Annotated in this window: 15 protein-coding genes; 5 read left to right on the top strand and 10 right to left on the bottom strand. The window is 59.3% G+C overall.

Features of this window, described 5'->3' with window-relative positions; translation table 11 throughout:
* Positions 1-436: 436 nt before the first annotated feature.
* Positions 437-1,441, bottom strand: a complete 1,005-nt coding sequence (gene ftsY / locus WCA10_RS03125; protein WP_472821030.1) for a signal recognition particle-docking protein FtsY — start codon at positions 1,439-1,441, stop codon at positions 437-439.
* A gap of 161 nt (positions 1,442-1,602) precedes the next feature.
* Here ftsY and WCA10_RS03120 point away from each other — a divergent pair, with 161 nt between their 5' ends.
* The 3 genes from WCA10_RS03120 to WCA10_RS03110 all read left to right on the top strand — a co-directional run bounded on the left by WCA10_RS03120 (position 1,603) and on the right by WCA10_RS03110 (position 5,538).
* Positions 1,603-3,822 (top strand): alpha-amylase family glycosyl hydrolase, encoded by a 2,220-nt coding sequence (locus tag WCA10_RS03120; RefSeq protein ID WP_472821029.1) that lies wholly within the window; start codon positions 1,603-1,605, stop codon positions 3,820-3,822.
* Positions 3,823-3,964: 142 nt separating this feature from the next.
* Positions 3,965-5,143 (top strand): WD40/YVTN/BNR-like repeat-containing protein, encoded by a 1,179-nt coding sequence (locus WCA10_RS03115; RefSeq protein WP_472821028.1) that lies wholly within the window; start codon positions 3,965-3,967, stop codon positions 5,141-5,143.
* A gap of 80 nt (positions 5,144-5,223) precedes the next feature.
* On the top strand, positions 5,224-5,538 hold the full coding sequence (locus tag WCA10_RS03110; RefSeq protein WP_472821027.1) for a MoaD/ThiS family protein: 315 nt from the start codon (positions 5,224-5,226) through the stop codon (positions 5,536-5,538).
* Positions 5,539-5,563: 25 nt separating this feature from the next.
* Here WCA10_RS03110 and WCA10_RS03105 read toward each other — a convergent pair whose 3' ends face one another.
* The 3 genes from WCA10_RS03105 to WCA10_RS03095 form a co-directional block, all read right to left on the bottom strand.
* A complete protein-coding gene (locus WCA10_RS03105) occupies positions 5,564-6,571 on the bottom strand; it encodes an NAD(P)H-dependent glycerol-3-phosphate dehydrogenase (protein ID WP_472821026.1) in 1,008 nt (335 codons plus the stop codon).
* Positions 6,568-7,212: a glycerol-3-phosphate 1-O-acyltransferase PlsY gene (gene plsY, locus WCA10_RS03100; RefSeq protein WP_472821025.1), complete on the bottom strand. Its 645-nt coding sequence runs from the start codon at positions 7,210-7,212 to the stop codon at positions 6,568-6,570. The genes WCA10_RS03105 and plsY overlap by 4 nt, the downstream gene beginning before the upstream one ends.
* 538 nt (positions 7,213-7,750) lie before the next feature.
* Entirely contained in the window at positions 7,751-8,374 is a 624-nt protein-coding gene (locus tag WCA10_RS03095; RefSeq protein ID WP_472821024.1) for a type 1 glutamine amidotransferase family protein, read from the bottom strand.
* 104 nt (positions 8,375-8,478) lie between these two features.
* Between WCA10_RS03095 and WCA10_RS03090 the strand changes: the two genes are divergently transcribed.
* Together WCA10_RS03090 and WCA10_RS03085 are read left to right on the top strand one after the other, a co-directional pair.
* Positions 8,479-9,432, top strand: a complete 954-nt coding sequence (locus WCA10_RS03090; RefSeq protein WP_472821023.1) for a helix-turn-helix transcriptional regulator — start codon at positions 8,479-8,481, stop codon at positions 9,430-9,432.
* Positions 9,433-9,518: 86 nt separating this feature from the next.
* Complete coding sequence (locus tag WCA10_RS03085; RefSeq protein WP_472821022.1) at positions 9,519-9,848, top strand: GYD domain-containing protein; 330 nt, start codon at positions 9,519-9,521, stop codon at positions 9,846-9,848.
* 74 nt (positions 9,849-9,922) lie between these two features.
* Here the strand turns inward: WCA10_RS03085 and WCA10_RS03080 are convergent, their stop codons facing one another.
* From WCA10_RS03080 to WCA10_RS03055, 6 genes are all read right to left on the bottom strand, one after another.
* The gene (locus tag WCA10_RS03080) at positions 9,923-10,591 is read right to left on the bottom strand and encodes a hypothetical protein (RefSeq protein ID WP_472821021.1); all 669 of its coding nucleotides are present in this window, start codon (positions 10,589-10,591) and stop codon (positions 9,923-9,925) included.
* Between the two features lie 354 nt (positions 10,592-10,945).
* Positions 10,946-11,893 (bottom strand): catalase family peroxidase, encoded by a 948-nt coding sequence (locus WCA10_RS03075; protein ID WP_472821020.1) that lies wholly within the window; start codon positions 11,891-11,893, stop codon positions 10,946-10,948.
* Between the two features lie 134 nt (positions 11,894-12,027).
* On the bottom strand, positions 12,028-13,272 hold the full coding sequence (locus WCA10_RS03070; RefSeq protein WP_472821019.1) for a competence/damage-inducible protein A: 1,245 nt from the start codon (positions 13,270-13,272) through the stop codon (positions 12,028-12,030).
* Positions 13,273-13,511: 239 nt separating this feature from the next.
* The gene (locus WCA10_RS03065; protein ID WP_472821018.1) at positions 13,512-14,528 is read right to left on the bottom strand and encodes an SMP-30/gluconolactonase/LRE family protein; all 1,017 of its coding nucleotides are present in this window, start codon (positions 14,526-14,528) and stop codon (positions 13,512-13,514) included.
* A gap of 44 nt (positions 14,529-14,572) precedes the next feature.
* Positions 14,573-15,094 (bottom strand): phosphatidylglycerophosphatase A family protein, encoded by a 522-nt coding sequence (locus tag WCA10_RS03060; protein WP_472821017.1) that lies wholly within the window; start codon positions 15,092-15,094, stop codon positions 14,573-14,575.
* Complete coding sequence (locus tag WCA10_RS03055; RefSeq protein WP_472821016.1) at positions 15,094-15,321, bottom strand: DNA gyrase inhibitor YacG; 228 nt, start codon at positions 15,319-15,321, stop codon at positions 15,094-15,096. The genes WCA10_RS03060 and WCA10_RS03055 overlap by 1 nt, the downstream gene beginning before the upstream one ends.
* Between the last annotated feature and the right edge of the window lie 25 nt (positions 15,322-15,346).

The raw sequence follows: 15,346 nt of genomic DNA, 5'->3' as shown, positions 1-15,346 counted from the left end.
AACCCAAAAATCGTAACTTCTCAGTCATGACCGGTTCCCTCCGCTTGTGGCTCTGGACTAAAGTTCTTAACAAACTCAGCCTAACCCACGACTAGCGCATCGAGCCGGTCACACCATAATGACTACAAGGATGACAGCCATTCTTGAAGAGCGAATTTCCTTGTCTGCTAGCCCAGCAGTGCGTCGACGAGGCTTCGTAGAAAAAGCAGATCCTTCGCTTACCACCCCCAAGCTGAAGTACGCTTGGGGCCCCGTGCACTCAGGATGACAGCCATTCTTGAAGAGCGAATATCCTTGTCTGCTAGCCCAGCAGGGCGTCGAGTAAGGCTTCGTAGAAAAAGCAGATCCTTTGCTTACCACCCCCAAGCTGAAGTACGCTTGGGGCCCCGTGCGCTCAGGATGACAGGCATTTTTCAAGAGCGAATTTCCTTGTCTGCTAGCCCAGTAGGGCGTCGACGAAGACTTCGGGGGAGAATTCGAGCAGGTCGCTCATCTGTTCGCCAACGCCTACGAATCTTACAGGGAGGTTGAGTTCGCGGGCGATGGCTACGGCGATGCCGCCTTTTGCGGTGCCGTCGAGCTTGGTGAGTACGATGCCGGTGGCGCCGGCGGATTGCGTGAACTGGCGAGCCTGCTGGAGGCCGTTCTGGCCGGTTGTTGCATCCATGACGAGGAGGACTTCGTGGGGTGCGCCGGGGATGAGCTTGGATGCGGTGCGGCGCATCTTGTCGAGTTCGTCCATGAGGCCGGACTTGGTGTGGAGGCGGCCGGCGGTGTCGACGATGAGTTCGGCGATGTTGCGTGCCTTGGCTGCGCTGGCCGCGTCATAGAGGACGGCCGCGGGGTCGCCGCCCTGGCGCGTCTTGATCATTTCGACGCCGCTGCGGACGGCCCAGATTTCAAGCTGTTCGATTGCCGCGGCGCGGAAAGTGTCGGCGGCGCAGAGCAGTACGGATTTGTTTTGCGCGCGATACCAGGCGGCGAGCTTGCCGCTAGTGGTGGTTTTGCCGGTGCCGTTGACGCCGACGAGGAAGGTGACTTTGGGCGGTGCGGCGGGAGTGATGACGGGGCGCATGGGGGCTTCGAGGATTCCGCGTAATTGTGCTTTCAGCAAGTCACGGAGTTCGGCGCCGCCGGCGATAGCCTGCTTACGGGCGCGCTCGCGGAGAGCCTGGATGATTTCGTTGGTGGTCTGCACGCCGATGTCGCTCATGATGAGCGCGGTTTCAAGCTCTTCGAGGGAGGACTCGTCGACTTCGCGGGTGAGGGCGACGATGTCGTTGATGCGCGTGGAAAACGTCTCGCGGGTCCGCGTGACGGCCTGGCGCATGCGCGAGAAGAAGCCGCCACCTTGTGGCGATTCTTCTTCGGCGGCCTGGGCTTCCTGCTCTTTCTTTTTATCTTTTGGTTCTTCGTCGTAGCCGGTAAATAGCGTAATCATCGCGTAGGGTTCCAGTCTTGAGTCTAGAGCATTGCGGGGCTTGGAGCGAATGGGCCTGGATAGAGGGCGTGCGCTTCGAGCGATGCCGGCGCTCATGACCTTGTGCATTAGGATGTTGGGGGATTCGGAGCTGCGGTTCTGCAGTGTTTGAGGAGAGCTTCATGCTGAAGATGAAAAGACGCGCGGGTCTGGTTGCCATCGCCCTTGTGCTTGCTCTGACGGCGCGGGTGATAGCGCAGAATCCGCTCGGGCCGCCGCCGATTCCGACGGTGAATGACATCCACCAGGGATTTATTTACCAGATTGTGACGGACCGGTTCTTTAACGGAGATGCGGGCAACGACAATCCGCCGCAGAGTGCAGGGGAGTTCGATCCGAGCGGATTTACGAAGCCCTCGAACTGGCGCGACCACTGGGGAGGCGATCTGGCGGGAATTACGCAGAAGCTGGCCTATCTGAAATCGATGGGCGTGGCGGCGATATGGATCTCGCCGCCAATTGATAACGCGAACGAGCCGGACGGTGGCGGGGCGAGCGGATATCACGGGTATTGGCCGCGCGACATGATGAGGATTGAAGAACACATTGGCGACGCGGCGAACAGCTGGGCGGCATTCGACAAGCTGACGGCGGCGGCGCACGCGAACGGGATCAAAGTGATTGTCGATTTCGTCGCCAATCACACCAACGATATTGGCGTGGGCGAGAATGGCGCGCTCTACGACAACGGAGGGAAGGTGACGGATTATTCGAGCGACACCGGGACCACTCCTTATTACCACCACACGCCGAACATGACGGACTTCGAGGATCGGTACCAGTTGCAGTACGACACGCTGTTTGGGTTGGCCGATCTGGATCAGACGAATCCATGGGTGGACAACTACATCAAGGCGGCTGTTGCGCAGTTGCTGGCGCACGGAGCGGATGGGTTTCGGTTCGACGCGGTGAAGCATGTGAACTGGGGATGGGAGTACAGCCTGGAGAACTCGATTGCAAACTGGAGCGGTGCGCATACGCTTCCGACTGCAACGGCGCGGCCGTTTGTGTTTGGTGAGTGGCTGGAGGGATCGGGCGATCCGTTGTATGCGGATTCGGTGAAGTTTGCGAATCGGAGTGGGATGAATCTGTTGGACTATCCGCTCTATGGGCCGATTGTGGATGTGTTTGCGAAAGGGAAGAGCTTCAGAGAGGTTGACGATGAATTGAATCTGGAGCGGTCGGGGAATGCGAATACGGAGGGTTTTGCGCAACCGAATGACCTCGTCACGTTTTTTGACAATCACGACAATCCGCGGGTCCAGTCGATGGGCGCGGATGCGATGGCGGTGAAGCTGGCACTGAGTTTCATCTTCACGTGCCGGGGCGTGCCAGTGGTGTATTACGGCGACGAGCAATATCTGCACAACGACACGGGCGGCGGCAACGATCCATACGATCGCAATGCGATGACGAGTTTCGGCTCGACGGATGCCGTAACGCTGATTCAGTACCTGGCGGCACTTAGGGCCTCGAATCCTGCAATCGCATACGGAACGATGCAGCAACGCTGGATCAACGACGATGTGTATATCTACGAGCGCAGGCTGGGCGAAAATGTGACGCTAGTGGCCATCAACAAGAGCCAAACGAATGACCAGGCGATCAGCGGTCTGTTGACTTCGCTCGTGCCGGGACGGTATTCCGACTACTTGAAGGGGACGATGGGTGGAGTCGGGCTCACTGTGACAGGGACGGGTGGAGAGAACGCCGCCACAAATTTCATGCTGCCGCACCGAAGCGTATCGATCTGGGTGGAGGCCGGAACATCGAGAGCAACGATTGGGAGCATTACGCCGCGCGTGGCGAATGCTGGGGCACTGGCGACAATCACCGGGACGGGATTCGGGAGCGCGGCAGGCACAGTGAGCTTTGCCGTGGGCTCATCGAAGCATGCCGCAAAAGTGACGCATTGGTCGGACGACGAGATCACAGTGGAAGTGCCGCCAGTGGCGGCTGGAGCGGCGCAAGTCACGATTACACGCGGGAAGGCCACCTCGGAGACCGCGCCATTTCAGGTGACGAGTGGCAAGCTGATCCCCGTGAATTTCTCTGTGTCCGGCGTGCCCACGCTCGGCCCAGGAGATGCAGTGATGCTTACAGGCAGCCTGGCAGAGTTGGGCAACTGGTCGACAACGTGGAATGGAGCCGAGGGGCCGGCGGTGATTCCGTCCGACGGCAATGCGCTTCTTACTGTTTCCGTTCCTGCGGGAATGAAAGCAGAGTTCAAATTCTTTATTCTGCATGCGAACGGATCGGTGACTTGGGAAGGCGGGACGAACCACGCGTATGCGATCCCGGCAGTGGGAGTGGGTGGCGTCAATGTCATCTGGCAACCTTGATTGATGTGGCCGCATCAACGAGGCGGCCAGCCGGTTTAAAACATTTGCACAGTTTTTGCTTGAATTGGAGAGAGGGGTTGCGGAAGAATCTTCAGACGGCCTGCGAGTTTGCGATGCACTCGACATTCGCGGGGGAGGGATTATGAGTCAGGTACGTGTGTTGGTTGGAACGAAGAAAGGCGCCTTTATCCTTTCGTCGGACGGCAAGCGGGACAAATGGGAAGTCAGCGGACCCTTTTTTGCGGGGTGGGAGATCTACCACATGAAGGGGTCGCCGGTAGATCCGGAGCGGATTTACGTTTCGCAGACCAGCGGATGGTTTGGTCAGCTTTTTCAGGCATCGACGGATGGGGGCAAGACCTGGTTTCAGCCAGGCGTGAAGCCGGAGGAGGGGCCTCCGCAGTGGCCGCCGGTGAAGAGCAACCGGTTCGTGTATGACTCGTCTGACGCAACGGGAAAGCCGTTGACGACACACCAGTGGTACGACGGCACGCAGAAGCCGTGGGAGTTCAAGCGGGTGTGGCATGTGGAGCCTTCGCTGACGGACGCGAAAACTGTGTACGCGGGCGTGGAAGACGCGGCCATTTTCCGTTCGATCGACGGCGGGGAGAGCTGGCACGAAATGCCGGGGCTGCGCGGACATGGTACTGGTCCTGACTGGCAGCCGGGCGCGGGTGGGATGTGTTTGCACTCGATCATTCTCGACCCCAGCAATTCCGAACGCATGTACATTGCGATTTCGGCGGCTGGCGCGTTTCGCACGGATGATGGGGGCAAGTCATGGAAGCCGATCAATAAGGGGCTCTATTCGAAGTACATTCCGAATCCGACGGCAGACGTCGGGCACTGTGTTCACCACATCGCGATGAATCCAGCGCGACCGGGAACGCTGTTCATGCAGAAGCACTGGGACGTGATGCGCTCAGACGATGCAGGCGATAACTGGACGAAGATCAGCGGCAACCTGCCGACGGATTTCGGATTCGTGATTGACATTAATTCGAATGAGCCGGAAACGGTTTACGTGGTGCCGATCAAGAGCGACTCGGAGCATTTTCCGCTCGATGGGAAACTTCGCGTGTATCGCAGCAAAACCGGTGGCAACGAGTGGGAGGAACTTGCGAAGGGGCTGCCGGAAAAAGATTGCTATGTAAATGTGCTGCGCGATGCGATGGCCGTGGACAAGCTGGATTCATGCGGCGTGTACTTCGGCACTACCGGTGGACAGGTGTATGTGTCGCCGGACGGAGGCGACTCGTGGAAGGCGATCGTACACGATCTACCGGCGGTGCTGTCGGTTGAAGTGCAGACGCTGGCGTAACCACCTGCGGTGGGGCAGACGCGCCTTCGGCGCCACGCGCCGCAGAAATGTAACTCCAGCGGGAGACGCAATAACTGACAATGCCTGGCTCGGTCCACAATGTGCGCGTAGAGATTCCGTATCATCTGCGGAATCTTGCGCGCGTCGATGGCGTTATCACCCTGGATGTCGCTGGGACGGTGACGCTGGGCTCGGTGCTGGATGCGCTGGAGGCTCGTTATCCCATGCTTTGCGGAACCATTCGCGATCACGACACGCTCAAGCGGCGGCCGTTTCTGCGGTTTTTTGCATGCGAGGAGGACCTGTCGCACCAGTCGCCCGATGTGCCGTTGCCGGCGGCGGTCGCCAGTGGGAAGGAACCGCTGCTGATTATTGGAGCGATTGCGGGGGGCTAACCACTGGTTTGGCAGGCCGTGCGCGTTAGTGTTCGCCTTTGCCGGGGCGGAGCATGAGTTCGCGGATTGCCTCGCGCGGATCCTTGCCTCTTTCGAGGATCATTTCCATTTGCTCAGTGATCGGCATCTCGATTTCGTGCTTGCGCGCCAATCCTAAAGCAGCCCGCGTGGTGAGGACGCCTTCGGCGACTTTGCCGCCGAGGCTCTGGAGAATTTCGGGGAGCTTGCGGCCCTGACCGAGTGCCTGACCAACGGTGCGATTGCGCGACAGCGAGCCCGTACAGGTGAGCACGAGGTCGCCTGTGCCGCTGAGACCCGCGAGTGTTTCGCGTCGTCCACCACAGGCTACGGCGAGGCGCGTAATTTCGGCGATGCCGCGGGTGATGAGGGCGGCCGTTGAGTTGTGGCCCAATCCCACGCCTGCAGCCACGCCTGCGGCGATTGCGATCACGTTTTTGAGGGCGCCGCCCAGTTCGACGCCGATGACGTCGGTGGACGTGTAGAGACGCAGTGTTTCCGAGGAGAACTCCTGCTGGATGAGGAGGGCGATCTGCGGATCGCTGAAGGCGACCGTGACGGCGGTCGGTTGTCCCTGGGCGACTTCGATGGCAAAGCTCGGGCCTGAGAATGCTCCAATTGACAGGAGCAGGCCTGCGGACTCGAGGGTTTGCGAGATCACCTCGGTCATGCGCAGGTGGGTTTCTTTTTCGATGCCCTTGGTGGCGCTTACGATGAATTGTCCGCTGCGCAGGTGGCTCTTGACACGATGCAACGTGGTGCGAAGAAACTCGGAAGGGATGACGGAGACCAGAATATTGGCCGTCGCAATCGGCGCCATCTCTGCTGTCACGGTTAGATCAGCGGGAAGCGGGAATCCCGGCAAGAAGAGGGTATTTTCCCGTGCGCTGTGAATCTGCCGTGCTTCATCCGCACTGTGCGCCCAGAGGGTGATTTCATGTTCTCCGCGACGGGAGAGCGACAGAGCGATGGCGGTTCCCCACGCACCGGCGCCAAGCACAACAATCCGGCTCATGCGGGTTTTCTCTCCTGTGTGCGTGCGCCGAACCGGCTTTCTGTTCCGGTGGCGAGACGGCGAATGTTCTGGTGGTGCTTGAGGATGATGAGGGAAGCGACAATGACTTGTGCAGCGATGTAGGGCGCTGGCTTGTCACCGTGAACGAGGAACCAGGCAAAGACGGGAAAGCTGCCGGCGCCAAGGATCGAGGCCAGAGATACATAGCGGGTGAGGATCAAAACAATCGCGAAAAGGCCGATGGCCGCAAGAGCGGCAAGGGGAGCGGCGACAAGGAAGACGCCGAAGCCGGTTGCGACGCCTTTGCCGCCGCGGAAGTGCAGCCATACGGGGAACATGTGGCCCAGGACAGCAGAAACGGCTGCGATAGCTTCCGCGTCGCGAAAAGGCATGGACGGCAGCAGGATGGATCCCAGCAAGGCACCGAGCCAAACCGCAGCAGCGCCTTTGAGTGTATCGAGCAGAAACGTGGCCGCGCCGAGGCCCTTTCCGCCGGAGCGGAGTACGTTGGTGGCGCCGATGTTGCCGCTGCCAACCGAACGTATGTCCTCATGGCGAAACAGCCTAACGAGCAGGTATCCCGTTGGAACGGAACCCAGCAAGTAAGCGAGCACCGCAATTGATAAGACTGCAAGGAGCATGCGAAACAGAGTTTAGCAGGTGAGGGGCATCGAATTTGAGACACGCTTGACTGGCGGAGACGGAGTTTACATTTGGTCTGAAGTCTTTAATAGACGGCGGAAAGCCGAAAAGCGGATTCTTCCTTCACCACCCCCAAACTGAACTACGTTCGGGGCCCCGTTCACTCAGAATGACACGGTGAATTATGGAAGAATCCCGGACCTGGGACACTAGAGTTGGTTGCATGAATCGTTGAGGCGATCGCAGAACATCCCTCAGGGGCTGACGCCCTGTGATCTATTTGGCTTTCACGGCACGGCCAAAGCCGTGCCCTTTCAAAGCTCGCCGTGCTCTTTCGAGGCTCGCCGTGCTTTTTCAAAACTCGCCGTGCCTTTTCAAAACTCACCTTGCCTTTTCAAAACCCGCGGTGCTCCTTCAAAACTCGCCGTGCTCTTTCGAAGCTCGCCGTGCCCTTTCAAAACACACTGTGCTCTTTCAAAACTCGCCGTGCTCTTTCGAAACCGTATTGTGCAACCGGTTCTAGCGACTCCTGACGAGTTATTGGCTGACGCACTCGAGAAGGTCGGAGTAACGCGAGACATCGCCAAAGCGATAGAGCGCATACCACGCGTCGAGGGCTTCGCGGCTATAGAGGCCGAGGGTACGGAAGATCTCACGGGCGAATTCGATAGGGGCAATTCCGGAAGCAGTGATGACTCCCTCGTCGGTGACGGCGGGTGCATCGCAATAGAAACTGCCCCCGCGGTAGCCGCTCGCAGCGAGATATTCGCGGCTGTTGCCGGTGTGGTGAAAGTCATCGAGCATTCCGGCGCGGGCAAGGGCAAGCGTCGCGCCGCAGATGGCCGCGATGGGAACGGCCTCGACGAAGAGTGTGCGAGCGACTTGAATGGCCTCGATGTTGCCGTACCGTTCCCACTGGTCGCCGCCAGGAAGAATGAGTATGGCGCTTTGATTTGGGTCAATCTCAGACAGGCCGATGTCGGGCAGGATGCGAACTCCGCCCACGGTCGTGATTGGCTTCGTGGTCGATCCAACCGTTACGACGCGGAATTGGCCCGGAGTGCGCTGGAACTGGGGATTGTTGATGCCGGCGATGGCGAATGCGGCTTCCCAGTCTGCCATCGAGTCGAAAACGAAAAGGTGAACATTGCGGATGTTCATCGGGATGACCTCCATCGATAAAATGATGATCGCGCATCTTATATGACAAGGCTTGTCATATATGATTTGAGAAAGTAAGAAATGTCGAGGGAGAGTGAGGGCGAGTGAAAGCCGATCGACTGATGTCGGTGCTTCTGTTGCTGCAGGCTCGGGGTCAGGTTACGGAACGAGAGCTTGCCGAGCAGCTTGAGGTGTCGCAGCGGACGATTCATCGGGATCTTGAATCTCTGAGCGCGGCGCGGATTCCGGTGTCGGCCATTCGCGGCGCGCAGGGTGGCTGGCAACTTGAGAAGGGGTGGCGCACGCATGTGCCGGGTCTCGATGAAGCGGAACTCAATGCGCTGCTGATGGCGCAGCCGCGTGGGCTGGGCAATGCAAGGCTTGCGGCTGCGGCACAGAGCGCGCTGAACAAGCTGATGGCGGCGATGCCCGAACCAATGAAGGCGCAAGCGGCGCACCTGCAGCAGCGGCTTCACGTGGACCCCACCGGCTGGCGCGACACGGGCGAGGATCTATCAATGCTCGCGGCGGTGCAGGATGCGGTGGCCCGGGATCGCAAGCTGACATTTGATTACACGAAGGCCGATGGGGAGCAATCGAGCCGGACGGTTGACCCGCTGGGTCTGGTATCGAAGGGGCTGACCTGGTACCTTGTGGCGCGCACTGCGAAAGGGATGCGGACGTTCAGAGTGTCGCGCATGAAGCGGGTGGCGGTGCTGGCGGTTGGATTCGAGCGGCCTGCGCGATTCGATCTTGTTTCGCACTGGCAGGCGTCGACGGCAGAACTGAATAGCAGGAGAGCTGGTTATCGCGTGATTCTTTCGCTGACGGAGGATGCGGCGAGGCGGGTGCAGACGTGGTGCGTTACGAAACCTCTTGCTGCGCGGAAGGCAGAGGCAGGACGAGTGATGCTGCAGGTTGATTTTGACAACGATCGTGAGGCGCGGTTTATCGTCCTCGGATTTGGGTCAGCGGTGCGGGTTGTCGAGCCGGAATCGCTGCGGCAAGGGATCGAGGATGAGGCAAGGGTCGTGGCTGGTGTGGCGAGGAGAGATTGAAGAACAGCGCCAGATGTCTAGACTCGCATGTATACTTCGTCCTCCCCGGATTCCCCGGTGTGAATATCCATGAAAGGCGGAGTTCAATGCCCAGTTATCTTGTGCAGGTTGCGTACACGTCAGAAGCCATGGCGGCGATGATTAAGAAGCCGCAGGACCGTGCGTCGGTGGTTGGCAAGGCCGTTGCGAAGCTTGGCGGTTCGTTGAAGTCGGCGTGGCTGACTTTTGGCGATTATGACACTGTTGTGCTGGTTGAGATGCCTGACAACGTGAGTGCTGCAGCGTTCGCGATGGCCATCAGTGCGGGTGGTTCGTGCAGCGCTGTGAAGACGACTCCGCTGCTCTCGGTCGAGGAGGGCATTACAGCCATGAAGAAGGCGGGTGGATCGGGATACAAGCCGGTCGCGGAAAAGTAGAGCACGGTTTGAATTCGAGTGAAGTTGGCCGGCGCATGATCAATGTGGCCGGCCGCTTTGTCGACGCCGAAGATTTAGTCGACCATGAGTTCGCCGGGCAGGATGGGCCGAGTGCGAGGAAGAGCGCCGTTGTATGCCGCGGCGCCCATGGCAAACAGCATTCCTGCATAGATTGCAAGTTTGATGAGGCTGCCGGTGCGCGTGAGCGGGAGCGTCTTCCAGAGGATCATGAGCACGGTTTGCGATATGGTGACTGCCCATACCGTGCCGTAAAAGTAGCGGCGCTCGATTCCTTCGTTCTTCGTCGATTTGCCGACGCGCGGCAGTTTGCCCAGTGCGCCGAGCACCAGGATCAAGATGGCGAGAGGGAAGTAGACGTACTGGTAGAGCTGCTTCATGGTCCATACGCCGGTGACTACGGCGATGACGAGGCCAATGAGGTTGAGGAGCGCGAAGTTGATTGCCGCGTTCCACGCGAACGTGTAGCAGACTTTGCGATAGAGGGGATTAGGGCGGTCTTCGTCGAAGCGCAGGATGTAGGGTGCGGGTTCGACGCCGGGTAGCTGGCCATAGAGGCCGGCGATTCCGGTGCCGAGGAGCACGAGGGCGAGCCATGCGCCGTTTGCCACGCTGAAGCCGTGCGCGAAGAGGCTGAAGACGAGGGGCCCGGGCGCCAGGAAAAAGACCCAGATCCAAATGGGCCAGTGCAGCACCCGGTAGTATCCCTTGTTGCGGGTGCGCATTTTTCGGGCGTCCGCATATTCAACCCTGCCGCTGTATCGCATATAGGGCGAGTTTTTCAGACTGGATGTGGGAGGGTCAATATCGTGCTCTCCCACTCATGCGCAAACAACGCGCATGAATGGGGCACCCGGCGACGCTCGGAAAATGCGAAAAAGCAGATTCTTCGCTTACCACCCCCGAACCTACCCCAAAGAGCTGTCGCTCTTCGGGGCCCCTAAAACGTTCGGGGCCCCGTTCGCTCAGAATGACACTGCCAACTTTTATCGTGAGCTCCAGGGATAGGATCAAGCATGGACTGACGGCTCCGATCTCAGCCAGCTGTCGCCTCCCACGATCTTCCGAAAAGAGCCCAGCTATGCTTTGGCGGCGCGGCGTTCGCGTCCGCTGAGGAGGTAGATGGCGGCGCGCAGTTCGAGGAGCGGGTCGGCGGAGGGCTCAATGCCGTCGACGCGCGGGATGGGATCGAAGATGATGTGCTTTTGCTGCGCGAGGCTGTCTTCGAGCCCGTTGGTGAGTTCGATGATGCCGAGCGAAACAATCTCACGGTCTTCCGGCCAGTGGATGGTGGCGTCGTCGGTGACATCGCCGGGTGCGGCGACCTGAACGAGGACCTTGAAGCGGATTGGTGCTTGCTTCACGCGGTGCTCGAGTTCTTCATAATGATAGTCGGCGCGAAGGCGCGCAACATCATCGTCACCGAGATAGTCGTTGCCAGCTTCGGGAACAATGCGATAGCGGCCGTATTCTGTTTCGCCATTGGCGTTGGTGAAGCGGAAGGCGGTTACGCCGAAGTAGGTTTCGCGGGCAAGGCTCGATGGAAAGGGCTTGGGCGTTTGCACGAAGCGGAGGGCCGCCGGGTGCGAACCGAGGAATTGCTCGATGGGCTTGGGGGAGGGGACCTCTGGGCCGCTTGCCCTGGCAGCTTTCAGAAATTCGAGGAACTTATAGGCATCGCGCGTGGGAAAGCCATCTGTGGAGTGGCTGACGATGTCGGTGTGGACATGGTCCGCCAGGTTGAATCGGATGGCGAAGCCGCGCGGATTGGCGTCGGGCGCATTGTCTGGGATGGAGGGCAGCCCGGTCGAGTTGGAGAACCGGACGGTGACTGGCGTGGAAGCTCGCGTGATGTGCGGCGCTTTGGTGAGCGCGGTTGCGCCTGCGGCGGGCTTGAATGTTCCGGTCAGCATCAGGCCTTTTGCGTGAGCGGGGCGAAAGCCGGGGTGCGGGCCAAAGAGGGTATGAAAGACAGTGAGCAAATCATTAGCGAGAGCAACGATGCGTTCGTCCTGGGGAAGTGGCATGGGGAAGGCTCCGTTCAAGCGATGATATTTGGAAGATTCTATCGATTGGTCAGTGTTACCACGTTAGTGAAGATAATCGACGCGGATCACAGGATTCGAAATTTGTCTGTGAAATTCCGGAAAGAGCCGGCTGTTTACATCAACCTGCGCCGCACGAGGTCGAGGGCCTGCTGGCTGGCCCACTCGCGGATGCGGTCGCGGCTGCCGCGGAAATTGCGCTCGAAGGAGTCGGTGGTCTGTGCATCGCTGACAGCGATGTAGACCCGGCCCACGGGCTTGGTTTCTGTGGCGCCGGTGGGGCCGGCAATTCCGGTGACGCCCAGGCCCAGCGTTGCTCCCGTGCGTTTGCGGATTCCGTCAGCGAGCGCAGAAGCCACCTCTGACGAAACCGCGCCATGTTGCTCGATCAGATTGGCGGGGACGTCGGCGAAGGCTGTCTTCAATTCGTTCGAGTAGACCACGACACCGCCCAGAAACGATCGCGAACTGCCCGGCACCGACGTAATGCGCTGCGCAACCATGCCGCCGGTGCAACTCTCGGCCACGGCGAGGGTGGCCTGACGCAGGCCGAGATAGTAGAGGACGATCTGCTCGAGCGATTCGCCTTCAGCGGAGTACATCCAGTCATCGAGCGCTTCTTCGAGCTTGGTGGCAAGCTCTTCGACGCGCTGCTCAGCGAGGTCTTTGTCCTTTTTTGTACAGAGCAGCGTAAGTTGGATATCGCCGGCATGGGCGAGGATCGTGGTTTCGACGTCGGTGTAGGTGGTGTAAATGGGCGCGAGGAGTTTGTCAGCCTGCGACTCCGGTATCATGGCGGCCTTGAGCGTGCGCTGAGCGAGATGACGCTCGGGCACAATCTCTCGCAGACGTGGCAAGCACTCGTCGTCGAACAGAGGCTTGCACTCGTGGGGTGGGCCGGGGACAAGGATGATGACCTTGCGGAAGCCGGAGTAGGTGGTTTCGAGCCACTGCCCGGGCGCGCTGCCGTTGGGATTCGTAAGGAACGATGCGCCTTCGATCAGGTCGGCTTGCTTCAGATTGTTTTCGGGCATGGTGATGCGCCACGTTGCGGCGCGCGCATGCAGAGCGGCTACCTGCGGTTCATCGCGTTTGAGTTTCAGAGAAAGGGCTTCTGCTACGGACTCGCGCGTCAGGTCGTCTTCGGTGGGCCCCAAGCCGCCCATTAGGATCACGATGTCGGTCCGAGCAAGCGCATTTCGGATTGCGCCGACTATGTCCTTTTTCCGGTCGCCGACAATCGTCTTGAATGCCACGGAAACGCCAATTTCATTGAGCCTTTCGGTCAGGTAGAGGGAGTTGGTGTCCTGGCGGTGCGGCGTAAGCATCTCGGAGCCAACCGCGATGATCTCGGATTTCATGAGGGCAGCTTTCAGCTCCTGGGCTCTAGTTTAGCGGAACATTAGTCGAAGGAATTTGCGGTGAGCGTGAAATGCATAGGAGAAATAAGGAAAGCCGAAAAGCAGATTCTTCGCTCACCACCCCCAAACTCCACCCCAAAAAGCACAAATCACTTTTTGGGGGTCCCGAGAACTACGTCTGGGACCCCGTTCACTCAGAATGACACCTCAATTACGAGGAGAATCTTAAACTCAGAATGCTAGAAGATGGCCATTCCTTCCACTTCCAAGTCCAGATCATAAACCGCGTCGTTATCGGCCAGCACTGTGGTTCCAAGCGGTGAGAACGCGACGCCGACGAGGTTGACTCCGGCAACGACGATAGCGGAATCGCCGTTCGCCGTCACGCGGACAAGGCCGCGACGGCCATGCAGGCTCGCGGTCACGTAGACATCCCCATTTGCCGCGAGCGCGAGTCCCTGCGGACGCCCCAGTCCGCGATACCAGACGCGCGCCTCACCGTGCGTGTCGATTGCCCAGATCGCATCGTTCGAAGAGAGCGTCGGGCCGGTTACAAAAAGTGTGCCTTCGGCATCCACGGCCAAGTGATACGCGGAGATGCTCGGCTCAATCGTGGCGTAGACGAATATTTTGCGTTGCGGGTCGATTTTGAAAATCGTGCCGCTACGATCGCCGACGAAGAGATTGCCGTGCGAATCAAATACTGCACCGGTGGCAACACCCATGCCCTCCGCGTAGAGAGTGGATTCGCCGGCGCCGTCAATGCGATAGACATTTCCCTCGGCGCGCGAAGTCACGAACAAGTCGCCTTCTGGACTGAAGGCCAAACCGGTCGCATTGAGTATCCCAGTAACAAACGGGGTTCCGCGTCCATCGGGGCTCACACGAACGACAGAAACCGGGGTTTGCTTGCCACGCTGTCCGGATATGGTGGCGTAAATCATGCCGGAACGGCTCACCGCGGGACTTGTAACCGGATGTAAACCGCCTGAAAGTTCGCGGGCAATACGCATGGGCGCGGCGTTGCTGACTCCGGCAGGCGTTCGCACCTCAATCAGCCCTGAACCGGCGTTCTCAGGAATGCGGAATGCGAGGCGTCCGGGACGGCTCATGAGTACATGGGCCGGATGCGTACCGAGGACAACCACAGGCGGGCCGTAGAGATTAGGGCCAAGATTGGCTCCGATGAGCTCTACCTCGCCGAGCGGCAGAGCTGTCGCTGGCTGGACTTCGTCGATGCGCGGTTCCGGTGTCATTTCTTCTCTTGCGGATTGGAAGTGTGTTCGCGGCATTTCCGTTCTTAGTGGATCCACAAACGCAGAAGCGACGCCACACCCAAAGCATACAGCCCCGCCGCCACGTCATCGAAGACGATGCCCCAACCTTCTGGTAACCGCTCCAACTGGCGCGCCGGAAAGGGCTTGGTGATGTCACATAAGCGAAACAGAATAAGTGCAATTATGCCGTGGCGGAAGTCCGTCGGGCTGCCGATCAGCGCGATCCACTGGCCGGCGACTTCGTCAATGACGACGAATCCAGGGTCGTGCCGCCCGCTCTCGCGGGCGGCAATGGAGGCTGCAGGAACACCGCAAGCAATCGACAAGGTAATCCCTATAAATACAACAAGCAAAAGGCCGTTGGGGGTCGGGTGGAAGAGCCATGCAACTGCGCCCCATAGCAGGAGTGCCGCTATCGATCCCCAGGTTCCCGGACCGGGGCGACCGAGGCCGGCGCCGAAGAACGTGGCGATTGTCCACGCCCACGCCGTTCTCTGCTGTTTTGCAGGCGCCTGGGGGACGGTCGCTGGGCTATTCGTCATCATCACTCATCATCCCTGCTCCGGCGTTGACGGCCGACTTCTCCAAGATCGTCGAGGACCTCGGGATCGAGCACCGGCGAACTGATCTTGTAGACGCCCGTCGCCCATTTGCCCAAGTCGATCTTGCGGCATCGATCGCTGCAGAAAGGGAAGTCCTCGTCCTTGGCGGTGACCAGCATGCCGCAGGTGGGACAGTGCAGGAGTTTTACGGATTTTTTCTTTGGAGGCATGGCTGCTTTGTTCGTTCAGCTGTCT

This window comes from Occallatibacter sp. (assembly GCF_049582745.1).
Taxonomy (GTDB): Bacteria; Acidobacteriota; Terriglobia; order Terriglobales; family Acidobacteriaceae; genus Telmatobacter.
The sequence above is the reverse complement of the archived record's forward strand: the minus strand, read 5'-3'. Positions and strand labels throughout refer to the sequence as shown.

Excerpts from the sequence above, each read along its gene's own strand:
- WCA10_RS03070 (WP_472821019.1), bottom strand. The coding sequence starts at position 13,272 with ATGAAATCCGAGATCATCGCGGTTGGCTCCGAGATGCTTACGCCGCAC.
- WCA10_RS03065 (WP_472821018.1), bottom strand. The coding sequence starts at position 14,528 with ATGACACCGGAACCGCGCATCGACGAAGTCCAGCCAGCGACAGCTCTG.
- ftsY (WP_472821030.1), bottom strand. The coding sequence starts at position 1,441 with ATGATTACGCTATTTACCGGCTACGACGAAGAACCAAAAGATAAAAAG.
- WCA10_RS03080 (WP_472821021.1), bottom strand. The coding sequence starts at position 10,591 with ATGCGCACCCGCAACAAGGGATACTACCGGGTGCTGCACTGGCCCATT.
- WCA10_RS03055 (WP_472821016.1), bottom strand. The coding sequence starts at position 15,321 with ATGCCTCCAAAGAAAAAATCCGTAAAACTCCTGCACTGTCCCACCTGC.
- WCA10_RS03075 (WP_472821020.1), bottom strand. The coding sequence starts at position 11,893 with ATGCCACTTCCCCAGGACGAACGCATCGTTGCTCTCGCTAATGATTTG.
- WCA10_RS03105 (WP_472821026.1), bottom strand. The coding sequence starts at position 6,571 with ATGAGCCGGATTGTTGTGCTTGGCGCCGGTGCGTGGGGAACCGCCATC.
- WCA10_RS03060 (WP_472821017.1), bottom strand. The coding sequence starts at position 15,094 with ATGATGACGAATAGCCCAGCGACCGTCCCCCAGGCGCCTGCAAAACAG.
- WCA10_RS03085 (WP_472821022.1), top strand. The coding sequence starts at position 9,519 with ATGCCCAGTTATCTTGTGCAGGTTGCGTACACGTCAGAAGCCATGGCG.
- WCA10_RS03110 (WP_472821027.1), top strand. The coding sequence starts at position 5,224 with ATGCCTGGCTCGGTCCACAATGTGCGCGTAGAGATTCCGTATCATCTG.
- WCA10_RS03095 (WP_472821024.1), bottom strand. The coding sequence starts at position 8,374 with ATGAACATCCGCAATGTTCACCTTTTCGTTTTCGACTCGATGGCAGAC.
- WCA10_RS03115 (WP_472821028.1), top strand. The coding sequence starts at position 3,965 with ATGAGTCAGGTACGTGTGTTGGTTGGAACGAAGAAAGGCGCCTTTATC.
- WCA10_RS03120 (WP_472821029.1), top strand. The coding sequence starts at position 1,603 with ATGCTGAAGATGAAAAGACGCGCGGGTCTGGTTGCCATCGCCCTTGTG.
- plsY (WP_472821025.1), bottom strand. The coding sequence starts at position 7,212 with ATGCTCCTTGCAGTCTTATCAATTGCGGTGCTCGCTTACTTGCTGGGT.